13 protein-coding genes and 2 pseudogenes are annotated in these 17083 nt (G+C 67.7%); 8 read left to right on the forward strand and 7 right to left on the reverse strand.

Features of this window, described 5'->3' with window-relative positions; genetic code table 11:
* The first annotated feature begins 29 nt into the window (after positions 1–29).
* Positions 30–233, forward strand: coding sequence for a hypothetical protein (locus AB0O21_RS35270; RefSeq protein ID WP_365178356.1), 204 nt, complete (start codon positions 30–32; stop codon positions 231–233).
* A gap of 869 nt (positions 234–1102) precedes the next feature.
* On the opposite strand, the gene AB0O21_RS35275 is transcribed toward AB0O21_RS35270, so the two are convergent.
* On the reverse strand, positions 1103–4201 hold the full coding sequence (locus AB0O21_RS35275; RefSeq protein ID WP_365178359.1) for a Tn3 family transposase: 3099 nt from the start codon (positions 4199–4201) through the stop codon (positions 1103–1105).
* Between the two features lie 195 nt (positions 4202–4396).
* On the opposite strand from AB0O21_RS35275, the gene AB0O21_RS35280 reads away from it, so the two are divergent.
* From AB0O21_RS35280 to AB0O21_RS35300, 5 genes are all read left to right on the forward strand, one after another.
* A complete protein-coding gene (locus AB0O21_RS35280; RefSeq protein ID WP_365178361.1) occupies positions 4397–5317 on the forward strand; it encodes a hypothetical protein in 921 nt (306 codons plus the stop codon).
* A gap of 6 nt (positions 5318–5323) precedes the next feature.
* Entirely contained in the window at positions 5324–6058 is a 735-nt protein-coding gene (locus AB0O21_RS35285; RefSeq protein ID WP_365178364.1) for a hypothetical protein, read from the forward strand.
* Positions 6059–6198: 140 nt separating this feature from the next.
* A complete protein-coding gene (locus tag AB0O21_RS35290; protein ID WP_365178367.1) occupies positions 6199–6528 on the forward strand; it encodes a hypothetical protein in 330 nt (109 codons plus the stop codon).
* Positions 6529–6593: 65 nt separating this feature from the next.
* Positions 6594–6881 carry a hypothetical protein gene (locus AB0O21_RS35295; RefSeq protein ID WP_365178370.1) on the forward strand — a complete coding sequence of 96 codons (288 nt, stop codon included), beginning with the start codon at positions 6594–6596 and terminating at the stop codon, positions 6879–6881.
* Positions 6882–6997: 116 nt separating this feature from the next.
* Positions 6998–7243, forward strand: coding sequence for a hypothetical protein (locus tag AB0O21_RS35300; protein WP_365178372.1), 246 nt, complete (start codon positions 6998–7000; stop codon positions 7241–7243).
* A 150-nt stretch (positions 7244–7393) separates the two neighbouring features.
* On the opposite strand, the pseudogene AB0O21_RS35305 reads toward AB0O21_RS35300, so the two are convergent.
* Together AB0O21_RS35305 and AB0O21_RS35310 are read right to left on the reverse strand one after the other, a co-directional pair.
* A pseudogene (locus AB0O21_RS35305) lies at positions 7394–8211 on the reverse strand (IS5 family transposase).
* Between the two features lie 83 nt (positions 8212–8294).
* Positions 8295–9147 (reverse strand): annotated as a pseudogene (locus AB0O21_RS35310) (IS5 family transposase).
* 956 nt (positions 9148–10103) lie between these two features.
* Between AB0O21_RS35310 and AB0O21_RS35315 the strand changes: the two are divergent.
* Complete coding sequence (locus AB0O21_RS35315) at positions 10104–10367, forward strand: hypothetical protein (protein ID WP_365178375.1); 264 nt, start codon at positions 10104–10106, stop codon at positions 10365–10367.
* A gap of 857 nt (positions 10368–11224) precedes the next feature.
* The gene (locus tag AB0O21_RS35320; RefSeq protein ID WP_365178377.1) at positions 11225–12013 is read left to right on the forward strand and encodes an SAM-dependent methyltransferase; all 789 of its coding nucleotides are present in this window, start codon (positions 11225–11227) and stop codon (positions 12011–12013) included.
* Here AB0O21_RS35320 and AB0O21_RS35325 read toward each other — a convergent pair.
* The 4 genes from AB0O21_RS35325 to fxlM all read right to left on the reverse strand — a co-directional run bounded on the left by AB0O21_RS35325 (position 12010) and on the right by fxlM (position 17075).
* A complete protein-coding gene (locus AB0O21_RS35325; protein ID WP_365178380.1) occupies positions 12010–13002 on the reverse strand; it encodes a helix-turn-helix transcriptional regulator in 993 nt (330 codons plus the stop codon). The two genes, AB0O21_RS35320 and AB0O21_RS35325, sit on opposite strands and share 4 nt — an antisense overlap.
* 46 nt (positions 13003–13048) lie before the next feature.
* Positions 13049–13288 carry a DUF397 domain-containing protein gene (locus AB0O21_RS35330; protein WP_365178383.1) on the reverse strand — a complete coding sequence of 80 codons (240 nt, stop codon included), beginning with the start codon at positions 13286–13288 and terminating at the stop codon, positions 13049–13051.
* A gap of 346 nt (positions 13289–13634) precedes the next feature.
* On the reverse strand, positions 13635–14930 hold the full coding sequence (locus AB0O21_RS35335) for a hypothetical protein (protein WP_365178386.1): 1296 nt from the start codon (positions 14928–14930) through the stop codon (positions 13635–13637).
* A 75-nt stretch (positions 14931–15005) separates the two neighbouring features.
* Positions 15006–17075, reverse strand: a complete 2070-nt coding sequence (gene fxlM, locus AB0O21_RS35340; RefSeq protein ID WP_365178389.1) for a methyltransferase, FxLD system — start codon at positions 17073–17075, stop codon at positions 15006–15008.
* Between the last annotated feature and the right edge of the window lie 8 nt (positions 17076–17083).

The following is a 17083-nucleotide window of genomic DNA, read 5'->3' on the forward strand; positions in this document are numbered from 1 at the left end:
GGTCAGCCACTGCCCGACCGGCTTGTCGAGTGCGGTGCCGTGCTGCGGCTCACGTCCCGCCCGAGTACGCGGGCCGCCTGTTCGCCGCGCAGGAGGCAGGAGAGACAGAGGCGGAACTTCAGCGGATCGCTCCCGAAGCACTCCAGGAGGCCTACTTCAAGGACAGCGGCCGCCGTGCCAACGACCTTGTCGTCGAGTTCACGGACATCGACTATCTCGACCTCGGCTACTAAGAACCGGCCGTGTCCGCCCGCTCACGCCGGGCGGGTGACCTGAAGCATGAGAGTTGACTCCAAGACAGGCGTGTTGTCACTCGGGTGCGTCCGCCGGCGGCGGCAGGGGGTGGGGCCGGAGTCCACCTGCACAGGCCAGCACTTCTGTCGCCGAAGAGTTCAGGAAGATCGTGAACACGGACGATCGGTCCACGGAGTCGATGAAACCGGTACGCACACGCTCTTCCCCGGCCTGCCGGAGGATGTCGACCGACGCCGCAAGGCCCCCGACTGTGTGGCCACGCCGAGCAGCTGTGCGGATACGGATTGCGAACACACCCGCGTGCCGGCTGGCGGGGACCAGACCGTCCCCGACGCGGAAGGCACCTCCGGCAACCAAGGCGTCACGGGCAGGTCCGCATGCCGGGGTCTGTTCGCCAAGCATGGCGATGAGCTCCTCGCGAGGAATGCTGCGCACAGGTACCCGAACGACCCACTCATCGACTTGGTGTGACAACTGCAGCGCCTCTCCGGTGACAGCCCGACTGCTCCGACCTGCTTCCTCCGCAGGCTATCTGGTGCCGACGGTGACAACTACCAAGCCTCGGCACAGCGGGTGCTTGAGGCCAGTACCTGCCCGAGACCAAGATCCTTAAAAGGTGGGTTAAGGGGTGTCCCTGCTGGTCAGAGGATGTGTCGCTCTGGCGCGGAGGGGGCAGGTGAAGGAACTTCAAAGCCTGCTTACCGAAGTTGACTCGGGGCGACGGGGTGTGAGGTGACCGCTCTGTGGCGGCTGTTGTCGCCGAGCTTGAGAGGTCGCTGGGTGTACATGGAAGAAGCCGGGACCTTGGGGAGGTCCCGGCTGCGGTGGAGAGGTTGGGCTGAGGGGTTCAGCCGTGGTTCGTGTCGAGCTTGTTGGCGGGGGCGGTGTCTGGCTCGGGGTCGGGGATCGTTCGGGTGCTCCCGGTGTGCAGCTCGAAGTGGAATCGGCCGTACATGTTGATGTGGGCGTGCAGGAGGGGGGAGAGCTGGGCGATGTCGGTGTCCAGGACGGTGTGGCCCTGAGCGCGGAGCTTGTCGACGATCATCTGGATGTAGATGGTGTTGAAGAGGGCCACGGCGTTGAGGACGAGGCCGAGGGCGCCGAGTTGCTCTTCCAGGCCTGGGAGGTACTCGGGGTATGGGCCGTCGACTGCGTGGCAGATGCGCTTGGCGAGTCGTTGCCGGGCCTCGTGGAGCGCGCTTTGGGATTCGATCTGGCGACGGAAGTCGGGGTTGTCGAACAGGCGTAGCAGGTGGCGGGTTTTCGCGATGCGTCCGACGTCGACGATCGCCATCCCGAGCTGGGTGGGCTTGCCGTTGCGGGTGAGGATTCGCAGGGCGGTGTGTGCGCTGACGGCGCCTTGGCGGATGGAGCCGATGACGCGCAGGATCTCGTCCCAGTGTTCGGTGATCCGGGCGAGGTTGATGCGTCGCCGTGTGGCGTCCTGCAGGCGCCCGTAGTCCGCCGATCCGTCGATGCGCCACAGCTTGATGCTGGCCAGTTGTTTCGGGGTGGGCTGATAGGAGTAGCCCGAGAGGGTGAGAAGGCCGAAGACGAGGTCCTCATGTGTTCCGGGTTGGGCGACGATGGCGTCCGGTGCGAGATCGGGGCCGGTTTCGTGGCCGGTGGGTTGGGTGCGCCGGCGCGTGGTGAGGGTGTCGAGTGCTTCCAGGGCTGCGCTCGGGTTTCCGCTGACCAGGCGGCCGGAGAGCTGGATGGCCCGCTCGGTGATCACGGTCATCCAGGTGACCTCCGTCTCTCCGCGCGGGGCGATGCGCAGGTTTTCGGAGGCGGGAGGGACGACGAACCGCAGGCCGTCGACGACGGCGAGGCGTCGTCCCTCGTTCCAGAGGCTGGTGACGGGAAATTCGGCCTGTTTCTCCAGCATCAGGGTGTTGAATGCCTCGATCGTGTCGGGCCGGAAGTAGGTGCGGCTGACATGGTCGAGCCGGGCGAGGGCCAGGGCCTCCCGTTTCCCTTCCCCCTCTTCCTCCGCGACGGCCTTGAGCCCGAGGTTCGAGCCGAGTCCGACCATGACGGCGGCGAGGGAGAGGTCGAACTCCGTGTACGGCGAGGGGCTGCCGTTGAGGGTGGTGAACGCACCGGCTCCGCCGGTTCGGCTGAGGATCTCCACCATCACCTGGGACAGCTCGACGCTGGGGAGCATCTTGTTCACTTGCCGGTTCAGCCTGGCCAGGCTCGCTGGCAGGCCTGGCGTCTTGCGCAGGGCCAAAGTGCCGTCGCCGAGCTGCACCTGGTACCCCTCGGGTACGCGCGCGGCGACCGCGATGAGCTCCGCATGCAGGTTCCTGCGGGCTTCAGTGAGGTACGGCTCGGGGTTCTCGGGCAGGCCGAGGCTGGTGAGCAGAGCGGGGCGGGCTCGTTCCCAGGCCTTACCGGACAGCAGAGCCGCGCGCAGATCTCCCCAGCGCGAGGCACCGACGGCGAAAATCTCTCGTCCGCACAACCGCTGGTGGAAGGTCTCCAGCACGCAGAAGGCGTATGCCTGCGTGTTCACAGTGTCCGAAGTGGGGTCCTGGTCGCTGCGCACCAGGCCCTTCCACGAGCCGGTCAGCAGCGTGGTGTCGATGTCGCCGAGCCGCAATTCCTCGCGGTCGAGGAGCTCGGGCAGGGACCACAGCGCCGTCAGCGCCGGCTGCCCCGCGGGGGTCGCGCCGAACTGAACCCTGTCGACAAGGACCGGGACGAGGGAGCGCAGCGCCGGGTACCGCTCCAGCATCTTGGCGCGGCGACCCTCGTGGGTGTCGGAGCCCGGAGGAGGCATGCTGCCCGCCAGGACCTCGACCGCGGTCTCGACGGTGTGTCGGTCGGCGAACCCCTCGATCAGGGCCCGCATGGAATAGGTGTCGGTGTGAGGGTCGGTGATCTCCCCGGTCTCGGGATCGACCTGCTCCTTCACTGCGTGAAGCACAGCGCGCATGACCTGCGCGACCAAGGCGCCCGCGGGGGCGAAGGTCGGGAAGGCGGCGATGATGTCATCGTCGGCCAACCGCTTGGGCTTGCTGAGGAACTGCTGGGTGATCAGCTTGTCGAGCATGTCCATCGCGTCGTCCAAGGCGTGCTTCTCCATGCACTTGATCGCCGCCAGAACCGCAGCCCGCTTGCCGCTCTGGTTCGCAAGCCGTGACACCCGCTCGGTCATGGCGTGGCCTGCCAGATGCGCCAGCTTGCGCTCCGGGACCTCGGAGACATGCACGTCGGCGAACGGGAGAGCCATGATCTCGTCTACACGGCACAGTGCCTTCTCGAACGCCGCCCACGACGGCGGCCCAACCACGCGGCGCAGCTGCTCCAGCCCGCTGATGCCCTTTCCGGCAGGGACCTTCATCAGCCCGTCGAGCACACCGATCTGCTTGGTGGTCAGTTTTCCGCAGAGCTTCTTCGACAGCTCCTCTTCTGCTCGGTTGCGGAGTTTCACCACCAGAGATCGCAGCGTGTGGTAGCTGGGCAGCAGTACTCGGTTCCTGCGCAGCCGCTCCACCGCAAAGATCATCAGAGCCGTCGGGCCGTCCGTCGTGACCTTCAGGTGGGCCTCCAACTCCGTGACGAGCCAGGCCCTGCCAGCTGAGTACGACGTCCAGTGGCACTGCTCCGAGATCTCCCGAGCATGAGCCTGAACCTGGTCACGGTTCTGCCCGTAGTGCCTGATCGCGCCTAGCGGATCCTCCGTGATGCCGAGCTGCTCGGCCACACGTAGGACCAGTTCCTCGGGGACTCTGTCCAGGTCTGTTTCGAAGCGGCCGAGGAACTTCACCACCGTCAACAGCACGCCGAAACCGAGCCGGCTGTGCTCCCCCCGCCTGGTCTCGACCAGCTTGAGGTCCTTCTCGTCGAGACGGAGACGGCCCCAGTCCCTCTCCGGAATCCCGTCGATGAACGACGGGTATCCGACGCTCCGTTCCTGCTGCACCTCTGCCGACTCCACTGCCTCTCCTCCGAAGATCGGATTACAACGCAGGGCAGCCTCGGGCCCCCGATCCGGCCCGGTCAAACCACCCTCCCGGCGGCGATGGCCTTAAGCCACCTTTTCGTGATCTTGGTCGTCGGGGCCCCGTCCGACGGCGCCGTTCGAGTGGACCAGGCAATGTGCGAACACCTTGGAGATCTAGCGTCCTCGCCCATGGAAAACGTGTGGATCCAGCCAGGCGGCAGCAGCGGCCCCGGCTACACCGACGAACAGCTCAAACGCGCGAGAGCCCTCGCCGAGCAGGACATCCAGGCGTCACGGACGCAACTCGCGGCCCGCTTCGGCCTCGGCTCCATCTGCGCCGAGATCGTCGAGCAATCCGGTCTGAGCGGGATCAGCGCCCTTGAAGCGCTGGCGAAGCAACTCGGCTACTCGGCGAACACCCTCGACAGATACCGGCGAGTGACCAAGGCGGCAGCCGACTCGTTCCGTGAGCGCCTCATCACATCGCCCATCGTCGTCCCGTGGAAGTGCGTGACCACGGCCTCCGTCACCAACCCCGATGAGCGCGCTCACCGTGTCGGCCTGCTGCTGGGCCGACTGGGCAGCGCGGAACGGGCGGGATGGCCGGCCGTGCTGGACGCGGCGGAGTACTGCCGAGCCCTGGGCCTGGCAGACGGGTCAGGCACCGACCCGGAGCCGACCCCCACCGCCATCGTCGCGCAACTCGACCGGGAGGACGTCCGCGAGGCCGTGCTCGCCGAACTCACCAAGACCCCGACCGCGGCCCTGGCCGTGCTCCAGGCCCCGGCCGTACGCGAGGTCCTTCAGGACCAGGACGTCGCCCGGTACGTGCGCGAGCAGATGCGCCCGGCACCAGACCCGGACGAGGACCTGCTCAACAAGCTGATCGGGGCTGGCACACGCGATCCGCGCGCCGCCTGGACCATCCGCTACTTCGACCTTGCCCACAAGTGCAGGGAAATCCTCCTCCTCGGCCCTGACGACTTCGTGGACGTTGACGACCCCGACGTATGGGAGTCCGTCGAGTCATTCCGCGAGTCCGTCACTTCCTGGGCCGACCGCGTCCTGCAGAAGCGCCCCCACAAGATCCGTCTCGTCTCCGGAAAGTAGGAACCCATGCCCATCCCCACCAGGTCCGCCGGCCGCTACCCCAACGCCGTTCGCGACGTACTCGACCGCGAAGCCCTCCGCTCCATCCACGAGGGAGGCACCGACACAGAACAGCTCGCCCGGATGCAAGGAACCGTCCGGACGAAGATCAAGGTGCTTGCCCCGGAGTACCGCCCGGTGTTCGACCGCGCGGTGAAATCGCTGTGCACCACCTCCTTCCACAAAGTCCGCAGGGAGCTGCTGCTCGTGGCCCAGGCCGGCCCGGCCGACCCGATCCCGACCGGCGTCCCGACCGAGCCCCCTGGCTGCGGAACCGGCACGCTGGACCCTGACGGCACCACGGTCCCCGGCCCGCGGGCAGTCGGAGCAGACGACGACCAAGTCGTAGCGAAGGTCCTGATCGGCGAAGGCGGCGAGATCACCGAGAAGACCGCCCGCCAGCTCGTCATCGAGGACACCGACCGCATCTTCGAGGTTCTCCCCCCGCTGGCCGAGCGCTGCTACATGGAAGCCGACCGGCTCGACCATGTGGCGAAGGAAGCCTCAGAGGAGGCCAAGGAGCAACGCAACCGCGGCGCACGCATCCTCGCCCTGTTCAAGCGGTACGACCGGCTCGTCGTCGGCATCGACACCCTCCCCGGCATCTTCACCCTCGCCGACTACGTTGCCGAAGTCGGCCCGCAGAACCTCGGCCTCGACGAGGACGACGCCGAACTCATTCGGTACGCGAGCGCCCTGTGACTGAGTCCGGGTGGCACAAGGAGATCAAAAGCTGGGGAGTGGAAGCCGAGATCCGGATCGGGAACCGGCGGGCCGACTGCTGCCTCCGCGGCGGCAAGCGGGCCGAAGCCCAGTCCAGGGGCCTCCCATCCACAGAGGTCATGGCCCGGGAGGCACACACAGACCTGTGGATCCTGAACTGCCGGGCAGCCCACCGAACCAACCGCCTTCCGGTGTGGGAAGACCCCAATCTCGGTGGCCTGTTCCGCTGGGACCGCTCCTGGCAGGGTTTCGCTGTCGCCAAGCGCCCCGTCTACCTCAACCTGGAGCTCAACATCCACACAGGCCAAGGCCGCTTCCTGGAAGTGACAGCCTGGGCCTTCGACGGATACCGAACCGTGGGTACGGGCCAGGTCCACACCGCGGCGGCCATGCGGTCCTGGATGCGCTACGACATCCCCCTCGCTGCCGAAAATCCGGCGGTACGGTGACCCATCCCTCGCACCTTCCTTACGCCCAGGGCAGGACCCGGCCCTCCCAGACGGAGGCAGGCCCCGTGCACCGCACGGTGGCGGTCGAACTGAACGGCATCCTCAGACAGGTGCCTGCCGAGTACCACCGCACCGGCCTCCTGGCTGGGCGCATGCTGACAGCTCGGATCTTCCGCGCTGAGTCCCCGTTCGGCGAGTGCCCAGTACCAGTGGCCATGCCGCTGCACCGGCCCACTGAGCGGACCGACCCCCGGCTGATCGTCGTGGACGACCGGATCACGCGGTGGGTCATGGGCTTCAACGTTCAGCACGGACAGCGCGCCTACCGCATCACGGACTTCTACCCGCTGTGAACACAAAGAGCCGGGCCCCCGCCGACCACGGTCGACGGGGCCCCGGCGCGAAGTTGCGCAGGCCGAACCGCAGGCGACGGCCGGGAGCAATTGCCGACCGAGATGGAGGGGAAGCGATGACGCAGAAGGCGCCAGACTGGTGGCTCCGCTACCTGCCCGACCGCGACATGCAGGACTTCTTCGACGAACTTGTCACCGCCCTCGGCGCCCCGGCCAGCCCGGACAAGAACGCCGCCGTCGCCCAGCTCATCACCGAGTGGCAGCACACGGCAGAGGTCCACGCCGATCCCAAGCTGAAGGCTGCTCTGACCGCCGACGGCGATGACTACGGGCCCGTGCCCGAGCCCGACGCCGCCAGATGAGTTGCTCTGAGGCACGCCGCTGCGATCGCTGGCCGACCAGCTGCGGACTCACGACTCTGAGTCCGGGCTGATGCCAACCGGTGGATTACCTCGCCGTGGTCCTTTGGACAGCAGCCACTCCCGTTCACCGTCGGACTCGGCTTAGAGGTCCTAACAAAGGCGTTGGACGTGGCGGTGAGTGATGAGGCAGGTGGCGAGGCCGAGGAAGGCTTCGTGGATGTCGTCTCGTCGTTCCCACCGGACGCGGAGCCGGCGGAAGCCGTGGAACCAGGCGATGGTCCGTTCCACGACCCACCGGTAGACGCCGAGGCCAGAGCCGTGCGGCACTCCGCGGCGGGCGATCACGGGTTTGACCCCGGTCGCCCATACGAGGCGGCGGTACTTGTCGTGGTCGTACCCGCGGTCGGCCAGGAGCGTGTCCGGCCGTCTGCGGGGCCTGCCGGCCAGCCCGCCGACGGCCGGGATCTTCCGCAGCAGTGGCATCAGCTGGGTGACGTCGTTGCGGTTCCCGCCGGTCAGCGAGACGGCCAGCGGGATGCCCTGGCCGTCGACGATCAGGTGGTGCTTGCTGCCCGGACGTGCGCGGTCGACCGGGCTGGGTCCGCTTTTGGGCCCCGCCGAGCGGCCCGGACATGGGAGGAATCGATCACCGCCCGCGACCAGTCCAGCTTCTTCGCGACCCGCAGCTTCTTCAGCAGCACCAGGTGCAGCTGGTCCCACACGCCGGCCTCGTTCCACGCGGCCAGACGACGCCAGCAGGTCATCCCGGAACCGAAGCCCAGCTCCTGCGGCAGGTACTCCCACTGGATCCCGGTATGCAGCACGAACAAGATCCCACAGAGCGCCTGCCGGTCCGGCACCCGCGGGCGCCCCTCCACCTGCTTCGGGCCCTGCTCAGGCAGCAACGGCTCGATCAGCGACCAGAGTTCATCCGACACGATCCACGGCCGGGACTGACGTTTCCCCACAGCCAGACCAACGACCAACCGAACCGAAAGTCACATGATCAACGGCTTCTGTTAGGACCTCTTAGAGGGCATCTGATCAACGTTCACGCAAGTGTGGGCGAGATGTCCGTTTCGATTCGCCAGGTTGGTGCAGATTCTCCAGCGAGTTCGCGGCTCATTTTGTTAGCCATCGCCCAGTGGATCACCGTCCGGGATCTCTGCGGCAGGGCTTCGTAGTCACGAGCCAGGCGGCGGTGCTGCATCAGCCAGCCAAAAGTCCGCTCGATCACCCACCTTTTGGGCAGCGGCTGGAAGCCCTTCTCTTTCGGTCGCTGCACCACCTCCACGTCGATCCCGAGGCCGGCGCCGTGCTGGATGACGCTGGTCTGGTAGCCGCCGTCGGCCCATACCTTGGTCACGCTCGGATGGGCCGCCGCCAACTCGGTCGGAGCCTGCTTGCCTCCGACGGAGTCGTGGACCGAAGCGGCGGTGACGAGGACGGTGAGGACCAGTCCGAGAGTGTCGGTAGTCAGGTGGCGCTTGCGCCCTTTGATCTTCTTGCCGGCGTCGATGCCCTGACTGGCCTCGGCGACATTGCTCGAGGTCTTCACGCTCTGCGCGTCCACCACCGCCGCGGACGGCTTCCCGCTTCGGGCGTTTGCCCGGCGGCTTCGATCCCGCAGAAGATCATGGACCCGCTCGGTGGTTCCGTCCGCCTCCCACTTGGCGTAGTAGTCATAGACGGTCTTGAACGGCGGGAAGTCGTGCGGCAGGTACTCCCACGGGATACCGGTGCGGTTGACGTAGAGGATCGCGTTCACGATCTCTCTCGGATCATGTACCCGCGCTGCCGCCCCAGGCCCGGAACGGGCGGCCCGCCAGGCGACGAACACGGGGCCCTATCAACGCCCAGCGGGCATCGGAGACGTCACTGCGATACGCACGTCGAGGGGTCACACCCCGGGCAACGAGCGCTACGCACTCCAGTCGCAAGAACATCCCAAAACACCAAGTACCTAGATCAGATGCCCTCTTACAGCACTGGCGGGGAGGCGGTATTGCGAACCCGCGCTATCCCGTGGCAGCGGTGCAGGCGACGGTGGAGGTAGAGCCGTCCAGGATTCGGTCGGCGGCCAGCCCGGTGGTGCAGTGGCCGCTGGGACACTGGACGCATGACCTCCCGGACCTTGATCATCGTGGGTGGCCCCTCGGCCACTGGGAAGACGACGTGGCCCGCCGGCTCGCCGGACAGCAGGGTTGCTGTTGGTGTGCCGGGATGACCTCTACGCGCCGTACGTGACCTCCGAAGTCGCGAGGCGCCCGCTCGCCCGCATCTGGGAGGGCGCGACGACGGAGCTGCTAGGCCGGGTCAACGCCGAGGGATTCCTGGGGTACTGGCCGTCGGCTGCCGCAGACGAGAACGCCAATCCACGTGATCGCTGAAAGCGAAGTGGCTGGTGGACACGGCATGACGGCGCAATCCCCGTCAGGTCGGTTGCCTGGCTGGGGCTTGGCTGGCGGAGGGTGCCTCCTCAAGTGGGGGCCGGAGTGTGGTTGTTGCTCCGGGTGTGCATCCGAGGGCTGCTGTCGGCGGAGGTGTACTCCATGAGGGTGAACCGCGCGATGGGTTTCGGATGATCCTTTTCGTGGCCCGGATCGCTGCTTTGAACGCTGTTGATCGGTCTGGTGTGAACGGGGGCGTATCCGGTGCGTTTGTGGGATGTCGGGACGTGAGTTCGAGGCCTATGCCGACTTGAACCGGAGGGCGGGGTCCCGGTTTTCACGGCGGTGCATGGCTTGGCGTCCCGGTGAACCCGTGGTTACGTTCCGGCTCCGGACAGCAGAAAGGTCCCGAGGGAGGCACCCCTCGGGACCCGACGCGCCGGCTCACACGAACAAGCTAGGAGATTCGCGTGATTGAACGCGTATTTCGACACCGGATCAGCCCGGAGCTGATGCCGATGTCGACCGACATTACCATTCCGTTCCCTCCGCCAGCTCAAACGGGAATTCTCGGCATTCTTTCGGTGGTTGCACGTTGGGGTTCGTTGCTGACCGCCGCCGCTCTGGCGGCCGTGGTGATGGGGAGCGCGCCGCCGGAGCTGATGCTGACCGCGACCCCGGCGATCCTCGCCGATCGGAGCTTCGTGTCCTACTGGCGTATCCGCCGTAGCTGAGGTGCGTGGGCCCGGCCGGGAATCACGGCCGGGCCCTGGCCTGCCCGCCCCCTTCCGGACAGCGCCGATTGCCCTGTTCGGAGGGACCCGTTCCGGCCAATGCCCACCGGCCATGATTCCGCAGATGTGACTGCCTGGGGTACTGATGCCCGACCCGGCCTTCCCGCACGCCGCTTGCCCGACCCGCACCCGTTTCGCGCCTGCGCCCCTCCCCGCCGGAGCGCCCTCCGACGCTGCCGCGTACGCCTCCTACGAGGCGTTCTGCCGTACGTACCGGCCGCTCTATGCCCGCTACGCCGCCGCCCGCCTGCACAGTGCCGGCGGCGGGGCCGATGTGGCCGACGCCGTCTTGTCGGGCGTTGCCCGCTGCTGGTCCCAGACGCTGACCTGCGCTTCCCCGGCGGCGGCGGTTTGGAAGCTGCTCACTGGCACGGTAGAGGCCCGCGTGCGCCGGCCTCGGCTGTCGGAGCCCCTGCCCTGCCCGCAGGCCGACACACTCATCCTCCGCCACCGTCTCGGCCTAGCTCCCGAGACCGCGGCCGATGTCATGGGCATTTCCCCCAGCGCGTTCTCCGCCCTCCACCAGGCGGCGCTCCGCGCACTGTCCCAGGCCCCGTGAATTTCTCCTGGCATATTCGACGAATACATGCCCCGGCGCTCCTCCGGGTGTGGAGCCGGATACCGGACGGCCGGGAGCGCGCGGGCTCGAAAAGACGGAGGCTGATTTGCCCCGCGCACGCCACCGTAACCCGTACGTGGCCTAGTGCCCGGATAGCGAGAGCCCCTAGCATGTGGCGCTACTCGACGGCCGGATCTGCGACGTGGCAGACCGGCACCCCCGGGAGCCGACCACCCCCATGATCGATGTCACCAGGCCCAGCTACGCCCGCATGTACGACTACCTGATCGGCGGGACGGACAACTACGCCGCCGACCGCCATGCTTGCCACGAACTCCTGGCCATCGCCCCCGCCATGGAGCAGCTCGCCCAGGCCAACCGGGCCTTCCTCGTCCGCGCCGTGCGCTACCTCGCGCGCGAGCGAGGCGTACGGCGCTTCCTTGACTTCGGCGCGGGACTGCCCTCGCGCCCCAACGTCCACGAGGTGGCCCAGGCCGTCGACCCCGCGTCCTCCGTCGTCTACATCGACGACGATCCGATGGTCTGCGCCCACGGCCGCATGGTCCTGGAGGAGAACCTCCTCACCACGGCCGTCGTCGAGGCCGACATCCGCAGACTCGACACCATCTTCACCGTCCCACGCGTGCGCCGACTCCTCGCCGCCGACGAGCCCGTCGCCGCCCTGTTCGTCTCCGTCCTGCACTGCATCGACGACACCGACGACCCCTGGAACCTGGTCAGCGAAGTCGCCGCCCGCCTGCCCCGGGGCAGCTTCATCGTCATCTCCCACCTGGCCAGCGACGACGCCACCCAGCGCGAAGACCTCACCAACTTCATGCAGCGCACCGTCACCACCTGGGGACGCGTCCGCTCCACCAGCGAGATCGCCCGCCTCTTCGCGCAGATGGACCTCCAGGAGCACCCCGAGCCCGTCGACGTGTCCACCTGGCACCCCGACGCCCGCCCGGGCCTGCACCCCTACGCCCGCGACTGGGCCGAATACGGCGGCGTCGCCCAGACCCGCTAACGCTCGACCAGGCCCTCGATCAGCCGCTCCAGGAACTCCATCGACCCCTTCTTGGGCAGGGCATGCTCACGCAGCTGTTCCAGCGAGGCCTTCACCGACTCGATGCGCGTCGACTGAAGCCAGGACCCGCCGTGAGCGGCGTTCTCCTCGTACAGCATGTCTGCGGACCCGTTCTCCCTGGGGAACTGGAGCAGGGTCAGCGAGGATGTCAGCGGCTGGGCCTGGTCCCACGTTGACGTCGGGAAGATCCGGATGTGGATGTTCTCGCGGTTCTCGGCGAGGTTGTGGAGGTGCCGCAGCTGCTCGCGCAGCACCGGACGGCCGCCGACGGGCCGGTGCAAGACCGCCTCGTCGATGATCGCCGTGTACAGCAGGGACGACTTCGACTCCAGCAGGCGCTGCCGCTCCTGGCGCAGCCGCCGACGCCGGTCGATGCGGGTGCGTTCCTCGGGGGACAGGCCGGCGTGGCCCAGTACCGCGTTCATGTAGGCGGGCACCTGCAGCAGCCCGTTCACGAACTGGTTCTGGTAGTCGGTGATCCGCTCGGCAAGCGGCTCCATGTGCAGCAAGTCGGCGAAGTGGCCGGTGACCAGACCATCCTGCTGCGCCCACCACGTGCCGGCGTCGTCCGCCTGGGCCTGGTCGAACCGTTCCCACAGCAGTCTGAGGTCGTCGGGATCGGTCACGCCGTAGAGGGCGACCAGCCCTTGGATGAGCCGACGCGTGATGGCCACGTTGGTCTTGCCGGTCTCGATCCGGCTCAGCACGGTGTGCGAACTGACCGCCTTGGTCGCTGCGACCTGCTGGCCCGTCAGCTTGGCCCTCTTCCGCAGCGTCCGCAGGTGCCCGCCCAGGAGTTGGAGGGGGACCGTACTCGTCGGCCGGGCCGACCTCCGGGGTTCCGGAAGATCGGCCCGGCCGACCACATCCAAATGCCGTGCGGGCACCAGCGGCTCCTCGTTCACGATGGCGATCAACCGCCAGAGCACATCGTGAAGTCTGCAAACGATCGCGGCAACCCTAGGCCATACGGTTTCAGACAGTCATGCCGTCGAACTCACCCGCCTTGGCGCCGTGAAGGAACGCGACAACCTCATCCCGGGTGAACACGAGAGCCGGACCGCCCGGGAACCGGGAGTTCCTCACCGCCACCTCGCCATCCACCAGCCGTGCAAATTCCACGCAGTTATCGAAGGCGTTGCTCGCGGACGCCTTCTGCCACACCGCGCCGGTAATCGAATCCGCCGACACACCGTTTGTGAACATCCCGGTCATAGAACTGCCCTTCCCTCACTGACCAGCACACCTGACAGCCTGACGAGACGCGACGGCCCGACCGGTCAGTCGAACAGAACCATCGCTCCTGGGACCGTGAAATTTTCACGGTCCCTGCAGGCGAGGCAGAGACTAGCCCGCCCCTGCCGCGGTCACCGTCCCCCGCAAGGGCCCTTCTTTCAGTAGGAAAACCATTCGAATGCCCGCTTGTGTCGCAGCCCGAGACCGTTCATGCGAAGGCGTCGGCACAATGGCCGAACTGCAATGCACCTTCAAGTCAAGGAACCACTCGAAACCAGCAGAACCGCCACCCGGCAACCCCGACAGCAACTATTTGCAACCCGCACTAATCCGGCGCACAAGAACCTTCGCGCGCCCCCCTGGCGCTGCCCCGCGCCCCATCCGCCACCGTCATGTCTGCCCCGTTTGACCTGCTGTACCGGGTGCCGCGGGGGAGATTCTCTGCGTGGCCATCAGGAGGGGGTGGCGACGGCACTTCCGTGGTAGAGGGGCTGTTCCGGGGTGCGGGAGTTCTCCTGTTGCAGGCGGGGGTGAGGCTGTCTCGGATCACGCGGTCGCCGAGCTGGAGTGCCGTTTGCAGGGCGTGACGGAGTTGGCTGGGGAGAGAGCCGGAGCCCAGGCCGCAGGCCTTGACCAGGTCGCGGCAGCTCTGTGCCTGGCTTGGGGTGGCGAGAGCGCTGAAGAGCAGGTTCGCCATGACCTCCCTGGCAGCGGCGCCGTCATTCGCCGCGAGGACGCGGCGGTGTAGAGCGTTGGCAATGCGTCCGGCAGCCGGGTGGGTGTCTGACCCGATGGCGTCCAGGGCAGTGAGACCGAGGCGAATCTCGAAGACGGTCATCCCGCGTGCCGCGGGCACGGCGAGGAACGCGGACTCGAGCTGGTTCGCCTGATCGTCGACCGGCCGCCCGATGGAACGCCGCAGCAGGGCGTTTAGGCAGGCGGTGACGGCCTGTTCCCACGGGTCGCCTACGGCGGTGTCGGCGATGAGCTCGGCGGCGCGTGCAGTGTCCTTGTTGGTGAGGGCTGCGACGACGGCGATCTGCCTGCCGTCGAACATGCGCTTGCCGATTCCTCGGTGCTCTTTGGTGTGGGCGAGGGCTTCGGTCCACCGGCCAGCGGAGGTGAGTGTCCGGGCGCCGTCGGCGAGGAGTACCCGCCACAACCAGGCGCGGACCTCCTGCCGGCCGGCGGCGGTCTGGGTGAGGTCCGCCGGGATGTGGACGTCGTCGAACTGCTCGGCGGTGCTGTTGCTGATGGCGGCGGACAGTCGCAGGAGGCGCTCGCGCCCGTGGTCGGCGTGTCCTGCGCGGATCTGCAGGCGGGCGAGGTTGACCACGGGTTCCAGGGCGCGGATCGCGGTCATGGCGGGGAGCGGTGCGGCGTGGAGGTAGGCGGCCGCGTGTTGGTGGCACATCGCGCGGGCGAGATCGGGGAGGTCGAGGTCGGAGGCGATGAGGGCGGCCTGGTTGTAGACCGCTGAGGCGAGGCCCTGGTCGGTGGTGGTCGCGGCGGTGCCGGCGAGCGCGACGAGGGCCTGAACGCGGTCGTGGAGCGGGAGGCAGGCGGGGCGGAATCGGGCGACGAGCGGGAAGCGGCGGGCGATCTGGCCGTGTGGGTCCATGGACATCTCCGGGAAGTGGTGCCGGCCGTGCGGTGCCCGCCGAAGGGGGCGGGCACCGCAGTCACGGGCGCGTGATCACTGCCAGTCGACGACGATTCGGTTCAGGGGAGTGTCGATGGTGAACCGGCCGCGGCGCTCCTCGGGGGCGGGGGCATCGAATGCTCGGAGCTCGAACTTGGCATCCCTGCCGCGGAAGTCGCGGTCCCAGATCCGGATGGCGTCGGCGACCTTGGCGACGAGTTCGTCACTGCCGGGGCCGTGGCCGATGACACCGAATTCCCACAGCTTGCCGCCCTCGGGGGTGGTCTGGTCCGACAGGCGACGGGCGAGGTAGGCCAGCGCGCCCTTGTCGACGGAAGCCGTGGAGGACGGGTAGGGGTCTTCGGTGAGCACGGTCCCCTTGGAGGATTGCGGGAACAGCATTCGGATCAAGCCGGAATCCAGGGAGCAGGAGACGAACAACTCCATCCATTCCGGTGACTCCATGGCGCGGACGGTCATCCCGGTCCACTCCTCGGTGCGGGGCTGGTCGAGCACGCCAGTCAGGGCCTCGGTGTCGATGGGTGTTCCCGCGGGTGCCTGGAGGCGGACGGTGCCGTCCGTGCTGAGGGGGATGACGCGCCGGTCGTCGTCGGCGATGCCGCGCCGCAGCGGCATGAATGTGTTCATCTCGCTGGTGAGGGATACCCACTTGTCGTCGCGGCGCTCGTAGACGATCGAGCGGGAGACGCTGCCCTTGAGCCGTTGGGGGACGACGAGTCGGCCCTCGGGGGCGAGCTGGTCGAGCCAGGCGTGCGGTACGCCGTGGGCGCCGACGGTGGCGATGATCCGGTCGTACGGGGCACCGGAGGCGTAGCCGATGGCGCCGTCACGGGTCAAGGCCTCGACGTTGGTGAAGCCGGCCGCGGTGAGGTGTTCGCGGGCGCCCTCGACGAGGTCGTCGTCGACGTCGATGGTGGTGACGTGCCCGTCCGGCCCTACGAGGTGGGCGATGAGAGCGGCGTTGTAGCCGGTGCCGGCGCCGAGTTCGAGGATCCGCTCGCCTGGCTGGGCATCGAGCTGGTCGAGCATGAGCGCGACGACGGCGGGCTGCGAGGCGCAGGAGAGGGATGTGCCGTCGGTGTCGTACTTCACGTGTACCGGTTGGTTGGCGTACGCCTCCTCCAGTGAGGCGTTGGGCACGAACAGGTGCCGGGGCACGGTGCGAAGTGCGGCCTCGACGCCGGTTGTGGAGGCGTGGCCTTCCTGGAGGATCTGGTCGACCAGGGCGTTGCGGAGCTGTTCCGCGGCGGGGTTGGGGGTGGTGAGCGTGTCGGTGTTCACCGCGCCGACGCTATCGGCGGCAGGGGCGTTGCCTGGATCGGACGCGGGGATGTCACTCGTTCCCATGATGACCTTTCGGGCGAGGTTGGACAGGGCGCTCTGGTCCTCCAGAGGGAGGCCGGCCCGGTTGCAGTGGAAGATCACGTGGTGCGCGAGGACAGCGCGTAGCCCTCGGCGGAGAGCTCCGTCGCGGTTGAGGATGGCGAGGGCGGTCCCAGCGCGCGCGAAGGCGCGCACCCAGTCCGCATGGCCGTAAAGCGGGCCGTCCTCCCGGCAGAGGCTGGCAGCGTCGATGGTGAGCAGGTGCCGCATCGACTCGTCCAGCTCGGGCGCAAGGACGGGAGGCACGGAGCGTTCCTGGGCGATCTTGTCCCACACGTCGCCCTGTTCGTACCAGTCGAGGCCGGCGGCGCGCATCATGGCGCTGACGAGGAGCACGGCGGTCTCCCGCCGGCCGAGGTGTCCGGCCTGGACGGGGTAGGTCAGCAGGTGTCGGCTGTCGGCGTGGAACAGGTCGTGCGCTACGTCCATGGCCTCGGCTCCCCCGAAGGCAGCCGTTTCGGGCTCGTAGATGGTGGGAATCCACTGCTGGACTTGCCCGGCCTGGACCAGGTTGCTGAGGGCTTCCCACAGTTTTGGGGTACCTGGGCCATCGGCCCGTACACGCAACTTCCACGGCTGCTTGTTCATGAACCACCAGGCGGTGATCTCGCCGCGTTCCTCGGCTTCGACCAGGGCGGGGCCGAGCGTGTGGGGGATCGCCCGCAGAGCGGTGGCTCTGTCGGTGAAGGTGACGTTGAACTGGTGCCAGATATCCGGCATGGGGTGGC

The sequence above is a fragment of the Streptomyces sp. NPDC091371 genome, from assembly GCF_040684275.1.
Taxonomy (GTDB): Bacteria; Actinomycetota; Actinomycetes; order Streptomycetales; family Streptomycetaceae; genus Streptomyces.

Excerpts from the sequence above, each read along its gene's own strand:
- AB0O21_RS35280 (WP_365178361.1), top strand. The coding sequence starts at position 4,397 with ATGGAAAACGTGTGGATCCAGCCAGGCGGCAGCAGCGGCCCCGGCTAC.
- AB0O21_RS35285 (WP_365178364.1), top strand. The coding sequence starts at position 5,324 with ATGCCCATCCCCACCAGGTCCGCCGGCCGCTACCCCAACGCCGTTCGC.
- AB0O21_RS35290 (WP_365178367.1), top strand. The coding sequence starts at position 6,199 with ATGGCCCGGGAGGCACACACAGACCTGTGGATCCTGAACTGCCGGGCA.
- AB0O21_RS35300 (WP_365178372.1), top strand. The coding sequence starts at position 6,998 with ATGACGCAGAAGGCGCCAGACTGGTGGCTCCGCTACCTGCCCGACCGC.
- AB0O21_RS35320 (WP_365178377.1), top strand. The coding sequence starts at position 11,225 with ATGATCGATGTCACCAGGCCCAGCTACGCCCGCATGTACGACTACCTG.
- AB0O21_RS35330 (WP_365178383.1), bottom strand. The coding sequence starts at position 13,288 with ATGACCGGGATGTTCACAAACGGTGTGTCGGCGGATTCGATTACCGGC.
- AB0O21_RS35335 (WP_365178386.1), bottom strand. The coding sequence starts at position 14,930 with ATGGACCCACACGGCCAGATCGCCCGCCGCTTCCCGCTCGTCGCCCGA.
- fxlM (WP_365178389.1), bottom strand. The coding sequence starts at position 17,075 with ATGCCGGATATCTGGCACCAGTTCAACGTCACCTTCACCGACAGAGCC.